This is a genomic window from Spiroplasma gladiatoris (assembly GCF_004379335.1).
In the GTDB taxonomy this organism is placed as follows: Bacteria; Bacillota_I; Bacilli_A; order Mycoplasmatales; family Mycoplasmataceae; genus Spiroplasma_A; species Spiroplasma_A gladiatoris.
Window position 1 is genome coordinate 912,977 of record NZ_CP038013.1, and the last position, 19,419, is coordinate 932,395.

17 protein-coding genes and 1 riboswitch are annotated in these 19,419 nt (G+C 26.1%); of the genes, 4 read left to right on the plus strand and 13 right to left on the minus strand.

The annotated features are described in order from the left end of the window. Window positions 1-24: 24 nt before the first annotated feature. The 3 genes from SGLAD_RS04060 to SGLAD_RS04070 all read left to right on the plus strand — a co-directional run bounded on the left by SGLAD_RS04060 (window position 25) and on the right by SGLAD_RS04070 (window position 4,467). Window positions 25-2,253: a lipoprotein gene (locus SGLAD_RS04060; RefSeq protein ID WP_134297844.1), complete on the plus strand. Its 2,229-nt coding sequence runs from the start codon at window positions 25-27 to the stop codon at window positions 2,251-2,253. Then, complete coding sequence (locus SGLAD_RS04065; protein WP_134297847.1) at window positions 2,253-3,959, plus strand: lipoprotein; 1,707 nt, start codon at window positions 2,253-2,255, stop codon at window positions 3,957-3,959. Before SGLAD_RS04060 ends, SGLAD_RS04065 begins: the two co-directional genes overlap by 1 nt. A gap of 97 nt (window positions 3,960-4,056) precedes the next feature. Next, on the plus strand, window positions 4,057-4,467 hold the full coding sequence (locus tag SGLAD_RS04070; RefSeq protein ID WP_134297849.1) for an HIT family protein: 411 nt from the start codon (window positions 4,057-4,059) through the stop codon (window positions 4,465-4,467). A gap of 36 nt (window positions 4,468-4,503) precedes the next feature. On the opposite strand, the gene SGLAD_RS04075 is transcribed toward SGLAD_RS04070, so the two are convergent. From SGLAD_RS04075 to ftsY, 9 genes are all read right to left on the minus strand, one after another. Beyond that, window positions 4,504-5,469 carry a 3'-5' exoribonuclease YhaM family protein gene (locus SGLAD_RS04075; RefSeq protein ID WP_134297851.1) on the minus strand — a complete coding sequence of 322 codons (966 nt, stop codon included), beginning with the start codon at window positions 5,467-5,469 and terminating at the stop codon, window positions 4,504-4,506. 46 nt (window positions 5,470-5,515) lie between these two features. Then, window positions 5,516-7,381: a biotin/lipoyl-containing protein gene (locus tag SGLAD_RS04080; RefSeq protein ID WP_134297852.1), complete on the minus strand. Its 1,866-nt coding sequence runs from the start codon at window positions 7,379-7,381 to the stop codon at window positions 5,516-5,518. Window positions 7,382-7,461: 80 nt separating this feature from the next. Continuing rightward, entirely contained in the window at window positions 7,462-8,754 is a 1,293-nt protein-coding gene (gene trmFO / locus SGLAD_RS04085; RefSeq protein ID WP_134297854.1) for a methylenetetrahydrofolate--tRNA-(uracil(54)-C(5))-methyltransferase (FADH(2)-oxidizing) TrmFO, read from the minus strand. A 49-nt stretch (window positions 8,755-8,803) separates the two neighbouring features. Continuing rightward, window positions 8,804-9,940: a methionine adenosyltransferase gene (metK, locus tag SGLAD_RS04090; protein WP_134297857.1), complete on the minus strand. Its 1,137-nt coding sequence runs from the start codon at window positions 9,938-9,940 to the stop codon at window positions 8,804-8,806. 63 nt (window positions 9,941-10,003) lie between these two features. Continuing rightward, window positions 10,004-10,096, minus strand: a riboswitch (SAM riboswitch). A 26-nt stretch (window positions 10,097-10,122) separates the two neighbouring features. After that, window positions 10,123-11,079, minus strand: a complete 957-nt coding sequence (locus SGLAD_RS04095) for an alpha/beta fold hydrolase (RefSeq protein ID WP_134297860.1) — start codon at window positions 11,077-11,079, stop codon at window positions 10,123-10,125. A gap of 64 nt (window positions 11,080-11,143) precedes the next feature. Next, window positions 11,144-11,509, minus strand: coding sequence for a hypothetical protein (locus tag SGLAD_RS04100; protein WP_134297862.1), 366 nt, complete (start codon window positions 11,507-11,509; stop codon window positions 11,144-11,146). Window positions 11,510-11,606: 97 nt separating this feature from the next. Beyond that, entirely contained in the window at window positions 11,607-12,368 is a 762-nt protein-coding gene (locus SGLAD_RS04105) for a TIGR00282 family metallophosphoesterase (RefSeq protein WP_134297865.1), read from the minus strand. After that, window positions 12,368-12,685 carry a YlxM family DNA-binding protein gene (gene ylxM, locus SGLAD_RS04110; RefSeq protein WP_134297867.1) on the minus strand — a complete coding sequence of 106 codons (318 nt, stop codon included), beginning with the start codon at window positions 12,683-12,685 and terminating at the stop codon, window positions 12,368-12,370. Before ylxM ends, SGLAD_RS04105 begins: the two co-directional genes overlap by 1 nt. Then, window positions 12,678-13,664 (minus strand): signal recognition particle-docking protein FtsY, encoded by a 987-nt coding sequence (gene ftsY, locus SGLAD_RS04115; protein WP_134297870.1) that lies wholly within the window; start codon window positions 13,662-13,664, stop codon window positions 12,678-12,680. The genes ylxM and ftsY overlap by 8 nt, the downstream gene beginning before the upstream one ends. Before the next feature lie 223 nt (window positions 13,665-13,887). On the opposite strand from ftsY, the gene SGLAD_RS04120 reads away from it, so the two are divergent. Further along, complete coding sequence (locus tag SGLAD_RS04120; protein ID WP_134297872.1) at window positions 13,888-14,526, plus strand: hypothetical protein; 639 nt, start codon at window positions 13,888-13,890, stop codon at window positions 14,524-14,526. A 35-nt stretch (window positions 14,527-14,561) separates the two neighbouring features. Here the strand turns inward: SGLAD_RS04120 and phoU are convergent, their stop codons facing one another. Genes phoU through ptsS form a run of 4 tightly spaced genes read right to left on the minus strand, consistent with a single transcriptional unit; the run spans window position 14,562 to window position 19,400 of the window. Then, window positions 14,562-15,263: a phosphate signaling complex protein PhoU gene (gene phoU / locus SGLAD_RS04125; RefSeq protein WP_166739175.1), complete on the minus strand. Its 702-nt coding sequence runs from the start codon at window positions 15,261-15,263 to the stop codon at window positions 14,562-14,564. A gap of 10 nt (window positions 15,264-15,273) precedes the next feature. Continuing rightward, the gene (pstB, locus tag SGLAD_RS04130; RefSeq protein WP_134297877.1) at window positions 15,274-16,140 is read right to left on the minus strand and encodes a phosphate ABC transporter ATP-binding protein PstB; all 867 of its coding nucleotides are present in this window, start codon (window positions 16,138-16,140) and stop codon (window positions 15,274-15,276) included. Further along, complete coding sequence (pstA, locus tag SGLAD_RS04135) at window positions 16,109-18,262, minus strand: phosphate ABC transporter permease PstA (protein WP_134297879.1); 2,154 nt, start codon at window positions 18,260-18,262, stop codon at window positions 16,109-16,111. Before pstA ends, pstB begins: the two co-directional genes overlap by 32 nt. Then, complete coding sequence (ptsS, locus tag SGLAD_RS04140) at window positions 18,249-19,400, minus strand: phosphate ABC transporter substrate-binding protein (protein ID WP_134297881.1); 1,152 nt, start codon at window positions 19,398-19,400, stop codon at window positions 18,249-18,251. Before ptsS ends, pstA begins: the two co-directional genes overlap by 14 nt. Between the last annotated feature and the right edge of the window lie 19 nt (window positions 19,401-19,419).

Here is a 19,419-nt window from a genome sequence, read left to right on the forward strand (position 1 = left end):
AACAAAATTCAAGGAGTGAATAGTGTGAAAAAATTGTTAACACTACTCGGAAGTTTAACACTTGTAACAAGTGCTGCGAATGCTGCAATTGCGTGTGGAACTTACGATATTAAAAAAGACGGTAACTCAGTTATTGCAAAATTTTTAAAAAGTTTAAATGGAAAAGCAGAACTAGATGCATCAGATGTTTTGTGAGATTTGATTAGTAGTTCTGGTCCATCAAACAGAGAAACATTTCTAATTGAAATGCTTCAATTAATGAACGTTTCATTATTAGCTAATTCAAATACATATTTTGGAAAAGATGGCACATTAAAATTAGATGAAAGCAATCCTGTTTATAACAAAGGATTAGCAGACACTTTAATTTATAGATGAGATTCTTTAAATAAAGCAGTCGATCAACAAATTACACGTGAAAAAGAATCATATAAAGTTAAACACGGTAAAAAATGAGAAGATAAATGAAAAGATATGCTTTATGAAAAATATACTGTATATCAAAACAAGAAAAAAGAAATGGATCAAGATTTCTTAGAAAAAAAATATAAAGCAAATATTTTACTTACAGATACAAACAACAATGCAACTAAAGCTATTTTAGATGTTTTATTAAACACTGATAGTTATGGTGTTACATGAGTTTCTGTTCAAACTGTAAAAAATAAGTTTGATAAATTAAATGATGTAAAAAATGATGCTAATAAATTTAATGCAGTTTTTGATGCTGATAAAAAAGCAATAAGTCAAATTCAAAACTCAACTAAGACTAAAACAAGTGAGTGAATTAAATATGATGATAGCTTAACAGCAGATCAAGCAAAAGCTATCATATCAGGAATTGAAAAATCTAAAATAGTTTGTGATGTTCCCGAAGATATAGACCAATGAGTTGCAACTTCAAGTTCAACTAGAAAAGGAATGTTAAGTAATTCACAAATTTATTTTTTAGAAAAATTCTATCAAGTAAAAGCACCTTTAGCTATAAGTGAAATTACAGTACCTTTTGCAACTAATGGTAAATTTGATGATGGTATTAGTTATGAAGACTTTAAAGGTGATAATAATACGAATGCTATTGATTTATCAAAATTATTAATGAGTCTTCAAACTGGTGGAAACACATTTTGAACAGAAGCTGCTAGAAACTCAAGCAAGTTAAACACTGGATCAATGAAAAAATATGATAAATTGTTAACATTAAAATCTACAGATTTTTCTGATTCTTTAAAAAGTGTAGTATACGACTATGTTTTAGGTACAACTGTTAAAGGTGGTATAACAGAATTAAAATTTGAAGATGGCGAATATGAAAAGAATGTTACATCTTTAACTACTACTTTATCTAGAAAAGTAGCTGATGCTGGAAGCGAAAAAGCAGACAGCGAAAACAAAGAAGCTAATAACTTTTATGCGACTTTATCAGGTAATACTGGTAAATTACTTTTCATTGATACTGATGGTCTTCATATCGTTTCAATTGATGGATATGACAAATTAAAAAACGAAAAAACAAGCGCAAAAGAAGGTTTAACTACTTTAGATCAGTTACAAGCATACAATGAATTTCATAAATTAACAGATAATCAAAAAATTTATTATATGAATGAAACAGATAGTGATAAGTCAAAAGACTATATGAATATTTTAAATAGTTCAATTAAAAACGATTATTTAAGATATTTAGCAAATAGTTCATTGATTAGTGGAATTTCAGATGCTCCAGTTGCTTTTGATATTGTTGGAGAGTTAAAAACATGGGTTTCTGTAACAAGCTCAACAGACACTGAGACTTATTGAATGACTGCTGTATTTGATTACTTTAAAAAAATAACAACTAAAACTAAAGAAACTAATAGTACAGAAGAAATTGAAGGATTTATTGGAAAACTAATTCAGTTCAGTCAAGATGATGCGCCTAACGAGGAAGGTGACAAAACTGCAAAATCAATGAAACGTTGAGTTACAAATAAAGTTAAAGTAGCTCAATCAAACCTTTATGTTGCACCTCAAATTGCTTTTGCTGAAAAATATAAAACTTGAGTAAAAACTATTAGATCAAATACAACAACTGGTTATCCTAAAACTGTAATTGAAAATAGTAAATTTGGTGTTGAAAAAATTGGACAAGAAGTAGCGAAAATATGACCAGAGGATGGTAAAATTGTTGCTAAACAACCAGAAGCAACAAAAAATAGCATAAATAATAATTTATTTTATTACACTTTTAACAAAATTGGAGGTATGCAATAATGAAAAAAATACTTAGTTTATTAGGTGCAATATCTTTATTTGCTTCAAGTAGTGCTGTTGTTGTTTCATGTAAAAAAGATAGATATGATAAAGTTACTTTAAATCCAGAATTAGCAAAACAAATAATCGCTGCATTAGCAGGAGATCCCTCATTAGTTAATAAAGATTTTGGAGATATTTTTTCAAGTTCTGATGCAACAACAATTATTGTTAGAATTATTAATGATTTAATAGCAAGAAAATATGGTTATGATTCAACTAATAGTATTTTAAGTAAATTAGGTTTAAGTCAATATGAAAGCGAAAACTCTGAAGGTTATTTACCAGAAAAATTTACTAATACATACGAAGAACAAGCAGGAACTGTTGCTGAAGACTTATTATTTACTGAATATACAAAATCAATTTCAGGAACAAGACTTGATTTTAGCCAAATTAATACAAAATTATTCTCTTTAAATCCTATTGAAAAAGTAACTGTTAACACTTTAGATGGAGGTACAACAGAAGTAAATCCAGAAGCTACAATAACTTTTGGTTCTGATAACAAAGTTTGAGCAATATTAGCAGAAACTCAAAAAGATGGTACAAAAATTCAAAACTTACCTGAATTAAGTGATTTAACTCAACCGATTAAAGATAGCACATTTAAAGTAAACGGAGTACGTATTGCTCCAAAAACTGCTCTAAAATTAAGATTTCAAGATTACTTTAAAAATGAATTAATGAAAAACATTATTTCAAATCTATTAACTATGTCTTATATGGATTCAAGTTTATTTTCAATTTTACCTTCAGATAACGGTGAAATGAGTCCGTTTATAAACACAAGTTCAACTTTATTTTCAAAAACCCAGTCATGATTTACAACAAACACAACTGGAGAGAAAAGAAATTGAACAACTAATGTAAGAATGGTTTGATCATTAAAATTTAAAAAAGATAATGAAAAAAAAGTTAGAGATGAATTAGATAAATTAAAAGCAAATAATACATTTGACTTTTCAAACGGTCATTTGTCAAATACAAAAAAATTAAAAGATGTAATTAATCAATTAGGAACTGACTTAAAAGATGTAATTTATAACGATGATAACTCAAACGCTTATGATTCGTTCTTTGGTGTTCAAGGATACAAAGGATTTACAATCTTTGAAAATGGAACAGCAATTGGTAATAACCCAATTTCAGGAAAAAACTATGAAACTGCTGTTAAAGAATCTACAAAATCAAGTATATTATTAAAATCAGGAAGTCCTTTCTTTGAAGATAGTGAAGATAAAAACATTGAAGAAATAGTATTTTCATTACCAATTTATATGATTGAACTACTTGGAGCTAGTGAAGAATTAGGCGAAACAGCAAGATATAAAATTCAAGGCGCTGGAAATTCAAATGATGCTAAAGCTATTGAATATGGTTGATCTGGATATGGTTCAAGTAAAACAAAATATAAAGATATTTGAAATCAAGATAACAATAAAGAGTATCATTCTTTAGACGTTCAAGAAATAGCTGCAAATGATTCATTTAGAAATGCGATGATTAACCAAATTAAATATATGGTTTCACAAGATTCTACAATATCAGAGTTAGCAAAAACTGTACTTTATACTAAATACTTAAATGCAGATGATATTTACTATGCTGGATTATATAATTCAATTGGTAAATATATTAAAAACGACAAAGATGCAGATGATTAAAAAATATTACTAATTTAAAATTAGTAATATTTTTTTATTTCCCCTTACCTTTTCATATTAAAATTTAGTAAAATAACGTTAGAAAAGGTGAAAAGAAATGGAAAATTGTATATTTTGCAAAATTATTGATCAACAAATACCTTCAAAAAAAATATATGAAAATGAATATGTATATTCATTTTTAGATATTAGTCCAAATTCTGATGGTCATTGTTTAGTTGTTCCTAAAAAACATTTTAGTGACTTTCAAAACACAAGCAGTGAGTATTTACATCATGTTTTAGATGGAAAAAAAGAAGTATTAAAGTTGTTAGATGAAAAATTACCAAAAAAACCTTTAGGTTATAATTTTATATCAAATCAAGGAGAAGAAGCATTTCAAACAGTATTTCATTATCATGAACATATTATTCCAAAATATAAAAAAGATAAAGGATATACTTTTTTAATAAAAAAAGAAGAAAATGATTTAAGTGATATTGATGATATTCATAAAGCACTAAAATAAAAAAATATAGAATCTAATTTTTAAGATTCTATATTTTTATTTTTTATAGTGTTTTAAAAAACTTCTACCATCCTCAGTAATAATTCTAGAAGTTCATCCCTTTTGTTCTACTTTTGATAATTCTTCATTAACTTTGTATATTCTTGCGTCTAAAGCATCTAGTGATGAAACAATGACAGCTTCTATTAAACTTGGTTCTACTGGTGAACCATACTCATTTTTACCGTGACTTGAAAGTATTACATGTTGTAGTTTTACAGCATCTTCATAGTTTTCATTTTCAAGATTTAATTCATCAGCAACCGCTTTAACAAAATTGCTCCCTATACTAATATGGCCAATTAACTTACCTTCATCAGTATAATCTGAAGCGTTTTTACCATTCATCTCTACTATTTTTCCAATATCGTGTAAAATAGTTCCACAAATTACTAAATCTCAATCAATATTTGCATATTGATAAATATCTTTTAATCCTAAAGCTGATTTTAACAAAGAAAAACTATGTCAAAACAAACCTCCTAAAACGTTATGATGAATTGATGTTGCAGCTGGATAAGTTTTAAATTTTTCTTCATTTTCTTTAATTATTTTTAATGTGATATTTTTATAATTACTATTTTCAATATTTTCAATCACTTCAATCATTCATTCATAATATTTGTCAATATTTAAAGGCGCAGATATAAAAAAGTAATTTTCTTCAACTCCATATTTTTCGTATTCTTGTTCATCAATTATATGATATTTCATTATTTTTAGTTGAAGTTGTTGACGATAAAGGTTAACTGCACCTTCTACTTTTATTATTAAACCTTCTTTGATAATTTCTTCATCATTAGAATCACAATTCCACAGTCTTGCTTCAATTCTACCTGTTTTATCAACTAAATTTATTATTAAATAATTAGCTCCATTATTTCCAGTTGATATTGATACTTTTTCAATTCTTGCAATTATGTTTATATTTTTTGAATCATTTTTAATTTCTTTAATTCACATAGTTACCTTTCTACTACTTTCTTATAATAACAAAAAAATACCTATATTAAATTAATAAACCTGGATTTGATAACAAATTACTAAATTCATTAATAAATTTAACAGCATCTTTCAAAGATAATGCATTTGCATTATAATTCAAATTAATTATTACATAATTTGAAACTATCATATCATTTTTTAATTTATTTTGAACAGCTCCTAATGATATAGAAAGAATTGAATTATTGTCTAAAGTATTGTTAAATGAATAAATGTCAAAATCAGACAAATCATATAAAGCAATTGCTTCTATATTTTTATCAATACTACTTTTTTCAATACAACTTGCTATTTCGTTAATTGATTTTTGTTTATCTAAACTTATTTTCAAATATTCTAATTGATTCTCTTTGTTTTTAATAAGACTTATATTATTTTCTTCTTTTACATCACTTTCAAAGTTTTCTAGAGTTAATGCTAATGCTTTAACATAAAAACTGTTTAAATTTAAGTTAATATTTTTCGCTTTGAATGCATCGTACATTATAGTGTGTAAATTTAATAATGCTGTAATATCGACTTCTTTTGTTAAGCAATTATTATAAATTACTTGATTTTGGACATTATTGTTTTTATTTATAACATTATTTAATATCTGTTGTTTTGCATTAGATAAATCATGTTTTAATTCTTCAACTGCATTTTCAATTACTTCTAAAGCTTCTTTTTGATCTTTTTGCGCTTTGATAAGTTCTTTTTCTATAATTTCAATATTTTCTGTTTTTGCATCAATTGTATCAAGTTTATCATTTTGATTTGATAAATCTACTTTAATTCTTTCTAACTCTTTTTCATTTGTAAACCTAGAAAGAAACTCAGAATTTTCTACATTTTTTTGTAATTCATATTCACGGATTATTGGATCGTGCTTTTCAAATATCACTTTATCTTTTTCATCTTCTAATAAATGTGGAGGGTTTTTTGAGTTTATATTATCATTAAATTCTGATGCTTTTTTTGGAAATTCATGCTCGATATCAATAGTTTTTAATTCTGGTTTTTTAAATTCTTTGAATAATAAATCTTCTTGCTTATTATTTAAAAAATCTTTATTAATTTCATCTAATGCTTGAGTTTTTGAAACTTCATAATCGTTATTATTTAAAAATAAATTATTATTTATTTCTTGAGTAATGCTTTCAACCTGAACATATCCACCGCTTTGATCTTCTTTGTTTGAACTTTCTTCAATAAGAATTGTTTCAAAGTTAATATTTATTTTTTCTAACTCATCAGTTTTTGAAATATTATTATCATTAAAATCTTGATTAACCTTTTTTTCATTTGCATCAATTTCATGATTTGATAATTCTACATCTAAAAAGTCTTTATTAATTTGATTTAATGATTGGGTTTTTGAAACTTCTTCATCTATATTTTTATTTATATAGTTATTGTTTATAATTTCTTGAGTTATTCCTTCTACTTCAACCATTTTTTCTTTATTATTGTCAATTTCAAGGCTCGTTTTGCTAATAGAATTTGGTAATTTATCTGAGTAATCAACTGTATGGGTTGTTTGCTCACTGTCAATACTAAATTCTTTATCTTCTGTTACTTCTAAAAATCCAAAATCAGATAACGCATCTTTTAAAGTATCATTTATTTCATCAGGTTTTTTTAAAATACCTTCTAACTCTTTATTAGACATAATGTCAAAAACTAAATCCCCATGTGAAACTATTAGTGATTCAATCACATAAATATTTTTTATAACACCATCAATTGGCGCATATACTTTTACACTTTCAAGTTGAGTTGAAATTTGTGCAACTAAATCACCAGATTTTACTGGTTGTCCATCTTTTACAAAGACTTTCTCCACTATTCCTTTATATTTTTTTGAATTTTTAAATTTCACTTTTTCCATACATATAGCCCTTTTCTATGTAAAAATGTGTTTTGCCCAAAAACACTATACTATTATTTTATAGCAAATTGATTAAATACTTAAAAAATTTTTTTTAAGTATTCTTCTAAGTTTTTTATGCTATTTTTGTATATAAATTCATTTTTTTCTTCTTTAGTAGAAAATTGTTTGTCAATATTAATAATTCCTAAGTTTGCTTTCATTGGTTTTAATTTTTTAATTTTAGGATTCGTTATGTATTCAATTAGAGAACCTAAAATTGTTTCTTTTGGAAACGCTATAAACTTTTTCCCTTTATTATGACAATATAAAGCAAAAAACACTATAAAAGCTGACGCAAATGACTCAATATAACCTTCCACTCCTGTAATTTGTCCTGCAAAATATATATTTTTGTTTCTCATAACTTGAAGTTTTTTATTTAATATCTTTGGTGAATTTAAATAAAAGTTTTTATGCATTACACCATACCTAACAAATTCGGCGTTTTTAAGCCCAGGGATAGTTTGAAACACTCTTTTTTGCTCGCTTCACGTTAAATTTGTTTGAAACCCAACCATATTGTATAAAGTATCAATAGCATCATCTTTTCTTAGTTGAATAACAGCATATGGTTTAATATCGTTTTTTTCTAAATGATTTGGAGATAATGGTCCTTTTAATAAATTCTTTTTTGAACTTATAGCGATTTGTTCTATCGGTTGACAACCTTGAAAAAAGATCTCTGTTTCAAAATCTTTTAAAGTAACTTTTTTAGCTTCAATTAAATTACAATAAAATTTATCAAATTCTTTTTCGTTTAGAGGCAAACAAATATAACTATTATCATTTGAATGTCTCGAATTAAAATAAGCTATATTAAAATCAATTGAGTCTTTTTTGATAATTGGTGCAGAAGCATCTAAATAAAATAATTTTTGTTTACCAACAAGAGTGTTGATTTCCGCTCTAAATTCATCGCTTATAAGAGGACCGCTACATATTATATTTATTTTTGTATTATCAATTTTAACAAGCTCTTCTTCAAAAACTGTTATATTCTTTTGTTCTCTAATTAGCTTTTCTACAAGATTTGAAAACTCTTTTCGATCAACTGCTAAGGCATCATCACTTGGAATTGCAGTTTCATATGCACATTTTAAAATAAAAGAATCTAATAACTCAAGTTCTTTTTTTAAAATTCCTACTGCATTTTGAATCGATTTACTTCTAAATGTATTAGAACAAACTAATTCAGCAAAAGTTTCTAATTTTTGTATTTCGTTTTTATTAATTTTCTTTTTTTCATACAAGTTCACTTTGATATTGTGTTTTGCAAGTTGAAATGCCAATTCACATCCTGCAAGTCCTGCTCCAATTATATTTACTTCCATATTTTTCCTTATCTATAATAAATAAAAAATATTTACATTTTTGTAAATATTATAAATATTTTTTAAGTTCTCTTACTTTATCCAATTTTTCTCAATTAAATTCTTTTTTTCCAAAATGACCATATTTTGATGTTCTAAAATAAACTGGTTTTCTAAGTTCAAGTAGATCAATAATATCTTTTACTCTAAATGAGAATGTTTCATTTAATGCTTTATAAATTATATCCATACTTACTTTGTTAGTTCCAAAACACTCTACAAATATTGAGATTGGGTCTGCTTTTCCAATTGCATAACTTAATTGTATTTCTACTTTAGAAGCAAGTCCAGCAGCTACCATATTTTTAGCTGCATATCTCGCCATATAAGCTGCGCTTCTATCAACTTTAGTTGCATCTTTTCCTGAAAAAGCACCTCCACCATGTCTTGAATGTCCCCCATAAGAATCAACAATGATTTTTCTACCTGTTAAACCAACATCTCCTAATGGTCCACCAATTACAAAGTTTCCAGTTGGATTTATTAAAACATTAAAATCAGTATTTAAATTATGATTTTTTGCAATTGGTAACATAATGTTGTTTTTTATAAATTCTTCAAATTCTTTTTGATTGTAATCTTTGTCATGCTGAATTGACATTAGTATTGTAGAAATGTGTGGATTTTTAGGATTTGTATAATTCATTGTTACTTGTGATTTCATATCTGGTTGAGCGTACTTAAAAGCACCTGCTTTTCTCAGTCTACTTGCTAAATGAACAAGATCATGAGCTAATTGGATAGAATAAGGCATATAACTATCTGTTTCATCAATTGCATAACCAAACATTACCCCTTGATCTCCAGCTCCTAAATCACTGTCATCTTTTACTCCTCTAGCAATGTCAGCTGATTGTTCACTTAATTTAATCATAACTTCACAATTATTAGGGTCAATTCCTGTGTTTGGGTCGTTATATCCAACTTTATTTAATACTCTTCTAACTTGTTGTTCACAATCAACTTTTGCAGTTGAAGTAATTTCTCCTGTAACAAGTACGAAGTTTTTGCTTGCAACAGTTTCACAAGCAACTCTAGCAAATGGGTCTTGTTCTAAATAAGCATCTAAAATTGCATCTGATATTTGATCGCATAGTTTATCTGGATGTCCTTCTGAAACTGATTCACTTGTAAAATAATTTTTCATAATAATCTCCTTTTTTATATAAAAATGACCCAAAAGGGTCATTTTAAAGCATTTAGATTTTTACTCTTATTGCTGGTTTCCCCTGATTTGAGCACCTAATTTAATAGGTTGCTACTGCTTCTTTAAGTTTACTCTCTCAGCAGTTCTTAATAAAAATATTGTCTTAAATATAATAACAAATTTTAAATAGATTTTATAAATTTTTCAAAGTTTTGATCATTATTAACAGCAAATCAATAGTGTAATTGGTTTTCTAACGGTATAGATTTGACATTCTTATTTTTTAACTTCAATAATAACTTAGCAGCTTTTTTTGGTTTTGTATATATATCTTGTTTTGGCAAAAATAATAAAATTTCGTTAGTAGCATTATTGATGTTTTTAATAATTCTTTTTTTTAACAAGTAATTTTGTCAACCTTCCCTGTATAAGTATGCCCCTTTTTCTAGATGATTTATATCAAAATTTTTAGCAATTTCTTGATCATCAACAGTATCAATACCAATAAACTTATCTTTTAGTTTTATTTTTTGATTAATAAGAAAACCAAAACATAAAGCCATTATTTTTGAAAAATTGGTTTTATAACCATTATTTAACCTTAAACTTAAAGCAATTATTTTAGTAACATTTTGATTTTTACTAAATTGCATTATAATATGAGAGCCAAAACCTGAACCAAGCAATATTATTTGTTTTTTTGGGTATTTCTCTTTTAAAGTATCAATTAATTCTTCTATATCAGAAATAGTTGCTGCTTGTGTAGCGTTTTTAAAATCTTGATTTTTATTGCATCCTCTTTGATCAAAAGCTATTATATCAGTTTGTATTTTATTCAATTTAAAATAATTTATCAAGTTACTAAATTCTTTGTTACTAGATTTAAAATCATGCACACAAACTATTAATTTTTCATTTTCTTTTTTAATAAAACCTTCAATTTTTAAACTATATCCATCTTTTGTTGTAAAACTATTTAAATTTACAAAATTACCTCTTTGTTTTGCTTGTGATTTAAACTTTAAACTGCTCATTTTCACATAGCGATTTATAAAATAAAGTAAAATAAAAAAAATTGTTGTAGCACCAATTATATAAAAAATTGGTGTTATTAACTCCAATAAAGGTTTTCAAATCATTAAACACACCTCTTAGCATTAAGATTTTATCATAAAAAAATACAACAATAGTTGTATTGACTAATTAATCACCATGAGAAAGGTCTAGAGCATAAACATCAAATTGCCCCATAAATCAAAATGCAAATATTACGTTTTGTCTTCTAACAATAAATTCGTCATTCCCCATAACATTTATTGCTTCGTAGATTACATTACCAGCGTCTTGTTCTAGATTAATTCTCATTCTTTCAAAATCATAAATAGTTGATCTTCCGTACATTTCATTTTTACGTTCAAACTCAACTTCTGTTAAAATTCTTTCGTATGTATCTCTATACTTTGCAACTGTTTTTAATCTAGTTTCAAGCCCTCTACACACATTCTTTACTTCCTTATCTAAGGCAAATAACGCTTCATGTAAGTTTCTAAGTTTATCATGTCTTTTCATAATATACCTCTCTCAATTTAGGTCTAACATTAACCTTAATAATATATATTATAGCATAAATTGAAAATTTTTTTCACCTTTATGAGTTGCACGGGTATTAGATTATGTTAATTCTTTTGATTTCATAAACCTTATTGTTTTGAACTTTTATTAAAACCCCTCTAACTTGACCGATGTTTTCTGAAGGAATAAATTTTGTAGGTAATTTTGTTTTTTCTTTAAATATAACTTCATCTGGATTTGCACCAATTATAGAGTTAATTGGTCCTGTCATACCAATATCAGTAATATAAGCAGTTCCTTTAGGAAATATTTGTTCATCGGCTGTTTGTACGTGAGTATGAGTTCCAACTAAAGCTGTTATTTTACCATCATAATTTCAAGCTAAAGCCATTTTTTCAGCACTTGCTTCTGCATGAAAATCAACAATATGAACATCGCTATTATTTTTTTCAATTAATTTATCCATAATTTCATATGGATTATTGACATGATCCATAAAAGTTGTTCCCATTAAATTTGTTATTCTTATTTTTAAGCCATTTTTTTCAACAACAACACTACCATTTCCCGGTAAACTATCATACATATTTAAAGGTCTTAATAAATCTTTTGTTTCTTTTATAAACTCAATAGTTTCTTTAATTTTAAAGATATGATTTCCAGATGTAATCACATCCACCCCAAGGTTTTTTAAAAAATCATAATGATTTTTATTTATTCCTTTTCCATGTGAAATATTTTCTCCATTAACAACTATAAAATCTACTTGATTTTCATTGACTATATTTTTAAGATGTTTTTGTAATGCATCTCTTCCAGATTTTGAATATACATCTCCTATTATTAAAAAATTCATTAAATTTGTTCCTCTATTTTCTTAATTAATATATCTACATTAAGATTGTTATTTTTATAATCATCTATAGTATTTTTAATAATCATAAATTTTTTACTTAATTGTAATTTAGTTTCAAAATCTAATAGATTTAAGATAGTTTTATTAATACTATCATGAACAGCTGTTCTTGAAACTTCCATTTGTTCTGCTATTTCTTGTAATGTTAAATCTTCAAAAAAATATAGTTCATAGTATTCTTGTTGTTTTTGAGTAAGTAAATTTTTATAGTAATCATATAAAATATTTGTTTGTTCATTTTTAAAGATATTATTCATTTTTATCTAAGTCTTCTTCCATAAAGTCACTAGTTAATTCTCAAATATAATCATCTAAATCAAATTCTTTAATATCTTCTACTTTTTCACCAAAACCAATCAATTTTACAGGAATATTTAAAATATCTTTAATAGCAATTGCAATTCCACCTTTACTAGTACCATCCATTTTTGTGAGAACTATTCCAGATACGTTAGTTGCTTCTGAAAATGCCTTTGCTTGATTAACTCCATTTTGTCCAGTTTGAGCATCAATTACTAATAATCTTTCATGTGGACCATCAACAACACTTTTTTTAACAATTTTTGTCATTTTTTCAAGTTCTTTCATTAAATGCTCTTTATTTTGCAGTCTTCCAGCTGTATCAATCAATAATAAGTCATAGTTATTTTCTAAGCCTTTTTTTACACCATCAAAAACAACACTTGCTGGATCTGAAGAGTTTCCTTTTATTAAATCTACTCCATTTAATCTTTTTGTGCATCATTCTTCTAATTGTTCAACTGCACCTGCTCTAAATGTGTCTGCCGCTGCTATTAATACTTTTTTGTTTAAAGTTGAAAAATAATTAGCTATTTTTGCAATACTTGTTGTTTTACCAACCCCATTAACTCCAACCATTACAAAAATATTTAGTCTACCATCAACTCAATTTAATTTAGTATTGTACTTACCAGAATCATTATAAGCATCATACAATTCTTCTACTAAGATTTCTTTAACATCATTAAAAGTGTGTTTTGGTTTAACTTTTTTTTGCACTCTATTAGAAACTTCTAAAACCATTTTCATTCCCATATCAGTTTTTACCAATACATTTTCTAATTCTTCAAAAAAATCATTATCTGCATTTTTATATTTTTTGCTTAGTTTTTTAATATCATTTGAAAAAGTTAGAGTATTTTTATGTTCTTTAATATGTTTTTTTTGTGTTTTTTTAACTTGTCTTCTTTCTTTTAAATTTGACCAAAACCCCATATATTTCTCCTTTATATATATTAAATTGTATAGTATTTTTTATGCCATTTTATTAATTATGACTTTAATTTTTTTACTAAAAATTACACTAAAGATATTTTATAACTATAATTATTTTTTTATATTTTTTAATGATATTATAAAACAAATCATAATATTTATAAATAATATATAATAAATATGTAGTAATTTATTACTAAAAGAAACAATAAAGGTGGATTGTATGAAAAAATGATTTAAAATCTTATTTGCACTTAATTTAAATGCTACACCGCTTAATGAATTATATGGTGTAACTCAAAAAAGAAGTAGTAAATATAAAGATTTTTTAGATAATACCGAGATTGATTTTTATTTTAAAAAAGATTTAAGTTTTAAAGGTACAGATGATGAAGCTGTTATGGCTAATTTAGATAATATTGTTAAAGATAATTTTTTAGACTATGAATTTGGTGAAAAAATTTTAAATTTAACAAATTATGAATTTTTAGAATATAAAGACTATCAATTAACTTTAAAGTTTTTTGACAAAGAAGATCAGCATTGCTTAGGTAGTTATGTAACAAAAACCTTTGATATGTGAATTTATAATTATGATAATTTTGAAAAAATGCAAAAAGAAATAATTAATAAAACTAAACTATTCATCCCTAAAACTCTTGTTACTTTAGATCAAATTATTAAATATGTAGATAATTTTTATCAAGAACAATTTAATAAAATAGCAAGAAAAAATATGTATTTAAATGATGAAAAAGACTTTTTTAATTACTTAAGTTTTTTTGAAATTGATGATAATGGAAATTTAAAAGCTGAATTTTTAGGTTCTAATATCTTAACAATTCCTTTAAATCAAGCATAATAAAAACCTACACTATATCGTGTAGGTTTTTATATTTAATCTTTTTTGTTTTTTGATTCTTCTAATTTATTTTCAACACTTTCTCCATACTCTTCAAATTTACCAGTTCTTATAAACTCAAGTGTTTCATCAATATTTATAAGATGTTCTCCAGCTCTTTCAAGATTTTTTAATTGTCTAATAATAGTAATAATTTTTTTAGCTTCTCCTTGATCTTTAGTTTCAAACAATCTTTCTGCTAATTTTAAACTTAAATCTGAAAACTGTGAGTTTAATTGTTTTTCCATATTTGCCACTTTTTCATTTTGATCATCATCATAGTTTTCAATTAATGCAGAAACTATATTAAGCATTTCGTTTACTAAATCAAACATTCTAGAAATATAATCAATTTCTAAAGTAACAGGTTTATATTTTACAGTAAATGTACAGATATGTTTTGCTACATCAGCGATCCTTTCAATTTCTTTACTTATTAAAATCCCACCAACTGCAAGTCTTAAATCCCCTGCTACCATTTGTTGTTTTGCAATTTTTCATAAAGCCATACTTGTAAACTTGTTTTGCAAGTCATTTATTCTTAAATCTTCTGCAACAACTCTTTTTGCTAATTCATAATCCTTATTTTTTAAAGCATTAAATGTTCTTGCATATTGTGATTTAGTTGCTTCAACCAAAAAAATTAACTCTTTTTTTATTGTGTTGATATCATTGTCTAATATTTTATTGTATGACATTTTTTCACCTCTAACCAAATCTTCCTGAAATGTAATCTTCTGTTTTTTTATTTTTTGGATTAGTAAATATTTTTTTAGTTCTATCATATTCTACAAGTTCACCTTGTAAGAAAAATCCAGTGTAATCACTTACCCTTGTAGCTTGTGCCATTGAGTGTGTAACTATTACTATTGTATATTCTTCTTTTAATTTTAAAATAAGTTCTTCAACTTTAAGTGTAGCAATTGGATCTAGTGCACTAGTTGGTTCATCCATTAATAAGATTTTTGGTCTCATCGCAATAGCTCTTGCTATACATAATCTTTGTTGTTGACCACCACTTAATCCAAGCGCTGAATCTTTTAAATTATCTTTTACACTGTCTCAAAGCGCTGCTTTTTTTAAAGAATCTTCAACAATTTGATTTAAGGCATTTTTATCTTTAACACCTTGATTACGAGGCCCAAAAGCAACGTTATCATAAATAGACATTGGAAATGGGTTTGCTTTTTGAAAAACCATACCTACTTGAGTTCTTAATTTAACAACATCTACTCCAGATTCATAAACATTTAAATCATTTACAAATATTTCACCATCTGCTAAAGTTGAATCAACTAAATCATTCATTCGATTAATTGATCTTAACAAAGTTGATTTTCCACATCCTGAAGGTCCAATAAATGCAGTTACTGTATTTTCTTTAACTTTCATATTAATATCAAATAAAGCTTGTTTGTCGCCACCGTTGTAAAAAAAGTTAAAGTGTTTAATATCGATTACATTTTCTCTTTGATTAAGAGGAACTTTTTTTTGTTTTGTAGATAAAATTTCTTTTTTTATCGATTCAATATCTTTTTCATTATTAGTTATTTCTGTCTTTTTTAACTCTGCCATTTGCTTTTGCTTCCTTTACGATTTCTTTTAAGACAATACTTCTTGCTTTTGCATTTTTTCGATAAGCTTTTATTTTATTTTTATTTAAATTACTAAATAATTTTTTCATTCTTATTGAAAAATTGCTTCTTAGTTTTTTTAAATCATTTATATAATTGTGTTTAAATACTTTGTTAAATCTTATTTTTCATTTATTTGCAAAACTTATTCTTTGTCTTGTTGGATTTAATAGTGATGCTCAATACTTACTCAAAGCATTAAGCCCTAGAACTAAAATAATTGTTACTGTGGCTAGTTCGTAAGCAATTCCTAAAACTTCTGCATTACTTCCTTCTGAAGCCATCATATATATTTGTGTTGTTAAAGTTGCTCCTGAAGCGAAGAATCCTTCAGTTGGCATTCTTACAGATGTTCCAAGAGTTAAATAAATTGGTGCGGATTCTCCAATTATTCTTGCAATAGCAAGAATAACACCAGTTATCAATCCTTTCATAGCATTAGGTAAAACTACTTTTAATGTTACTTTAGTTTTTGTTAACCCCATACCATAAGCAGCTTCACGATAAGAATCAGGAACACTTGTTAATGCATCTTCAAAAGTTGTTATTAATGAAGGTAATACAACAATTGTCATAGTTAAACTTGCTGCAAATATTGACATTGGCAATTTAAGTATTACTACAAATAAACTTAATCCAAATACCCCAAACACAATACTTGGCGTTGAAGCTAAAACATTAATTGCAAATCTAGTTGATTTTGCAAACTTACTATCTTTATGAGCATATTCTGCTAAATAGATAGCAACAAATATAGCTAAAGGTATTGCAAATATAATTGTTGAGATTATTAATAAGACAGTTGTTAATAACGTTGCTAATATTCCTGATTTTTGTCCAGGTATTTGAATAAATGTTGAAGCATCAAAGCCCATTAAGCCTTTTGCTATAACTATTAATATTATTCATAATGTAAATGCAACAATTATTGAAGTTGAAATGATCATAAATAGTTTATAAACAAATGTTTCAATTACTTTGTATGTTCTTTTTTCAGTATAAGTTCTAACCAAAACTTTTAATTTATAAGGTTCATATGTATAAGAATTATGCAACTCATTAGATTTTTTTACTTTTTCGCCTTTTTTTAATTTGATTTTTCTAGTTTTTCTATTATTCAAATTACCAATTGCAATAATCAATAAATTAATTATTATAACTAAGAAAAATAATACTAATCCAATTGCATACAAAGCAGATTCATGAGTATTTCCATGGTTTTCTAACATTTCTAAACCAATTGTTCCCGCTAATGTTCTAATTGAAGAAAATAGAAACCCTGAAAAACCATCTGAAAAGTTTAAACCTTTTGATGAGTTACCAGCTATTAGTATCACAGCCATAGTTTCTCCAATAATTCTAGCAACCCCTGTAATGATGGCTGTAATTATTTTTGGCATAGCACTAACTAAAACAACTTTGTATGTAGTTCTTTCTTTTGTCATCCCTAAACCTAGTGAGGCAAATCTATAACTATCTGGAACAGCTTCTAAAGCGTTAACTGATAAACTGATCATTGTTGGTAGAGCCATAAATGCAAGAGTGAAACTTGCAGTCATCATATTTCCACCAGTTGGAGCACCCATTTTAACAAATAAAGGTCCTATTTGATCTAAAGCAAATAAACCAAACACAACCGAAGGAATACCTGCTAATAACTGAACAACTGTAATTATTGTTCTTTTTAATCTCGCAGATAAATACTCAGTTATAAAAACTGAACTAAAGATTGTTAAGGGAACAGCTATGATTAAAGATATTACAAGCATAACCATTGTAGATAAAATTATTTTTAATATACCATAACTACCTACACCATCTTTATCAGGCGCTCAATTACTAGAGAATATAAATTTAAAAAATCCTACTGTGTGTAATGCTGGCACCGATTTATAAATTATAAACGAAACTAGTATTGCTAAAATAACTAGTGTAAAGGTTGTAAAAATAATAATTGAAGATTTTGAGCAAACATCTGCTTTACTTTGTTTAATTTTAGGCATAGACTTTTTTAAATTAGCAATGACTTGCGAATTTACATCTAAATTTTTATTTAATTTCATAATCTACCTTTCTGATTATAAAGTTTGGCACTAGTCCTTCTTCAACAAAGTTTTTACGATAAGGATTTGTATCATCTTCTCCAATCATTGCTGAAAAAAAATCAATTAATAAATTTAGATTTTTGTAGTGTATATTAAATATTGCAATAAAAGGTCTTTTGAATCCGTAAGTTGCTTTTATAAACTGTTCATTTGTAACATCAGTTTTTTCAAATGAATTTGTTGCTTTATTTAATTTCATGCCATACTCTCAATCATCGTTTCCTAAATCTGCTGGATTACCTAATTTGGTATTTTTAACACCAGCAACTTTAACACCCGATTCTTTAGTAATTTGTTTTACAAAAGCATAAGAAATATAACCAATTGCAGTTTGCGATTTTTGAACATTTTCAAACATAGCTCCATTTGAGTTAACAACATTTGAATATTCCATACTTTTTATTCCTGTTAAATCTCCAAATGCACTTCTAGTTCCAGAACCATCTTCTCTTGTAAAGCTTACGATTTTTGTGCTTGAATTAGGAACATTTTCTTGACCTACTTCTTTTGCTAATTCTTCTCATGTGTAATTATTACTATAAATTTTTCCTAATGAAGTATTTGCAAAATCTTTTTTATCTAATGAAAAATTAATTTTGTTTGCAGAATCATCAGTTAATCAATCTGGTTTTTTATAAATTATTGCTATTGCATCTAATGCAAATTCAAATGCTAAATAACTTTTGTTTTTACTTGTGTTTTTGTTTTCATTTTTAATTTCTGTAATTTTATCAATAAATTTTTGTTTTTCTGTTAATGAAAATGTATAACCTTCTTTTTCGTTTTCTCCGCTATGGACTTTAACAAACTGGTTATCTCCTGTTAAAGTTGTATTACTAACATCTTTAGAAATAAATCCAGCACCATACATACCTTTTTCTACTCCTCCAACACCTGCTTGACTACCTGTTGAGTTATAGATAAAGTCTTTCTTTTCATTTTCTAAAAAATCCTTAGTGTAAGATTGCATAAAAGTATTGACACTTGTGCTTCCTCCTAAAACAACATGATTTTGATTCGCAGAAACAGATCATGCTCATAACCCTGTAATTAAAGCGATAATAATTACAAAGAGGATGCTTATTTTTTTGCTCATTTTTTTTCTCCTTGACAAG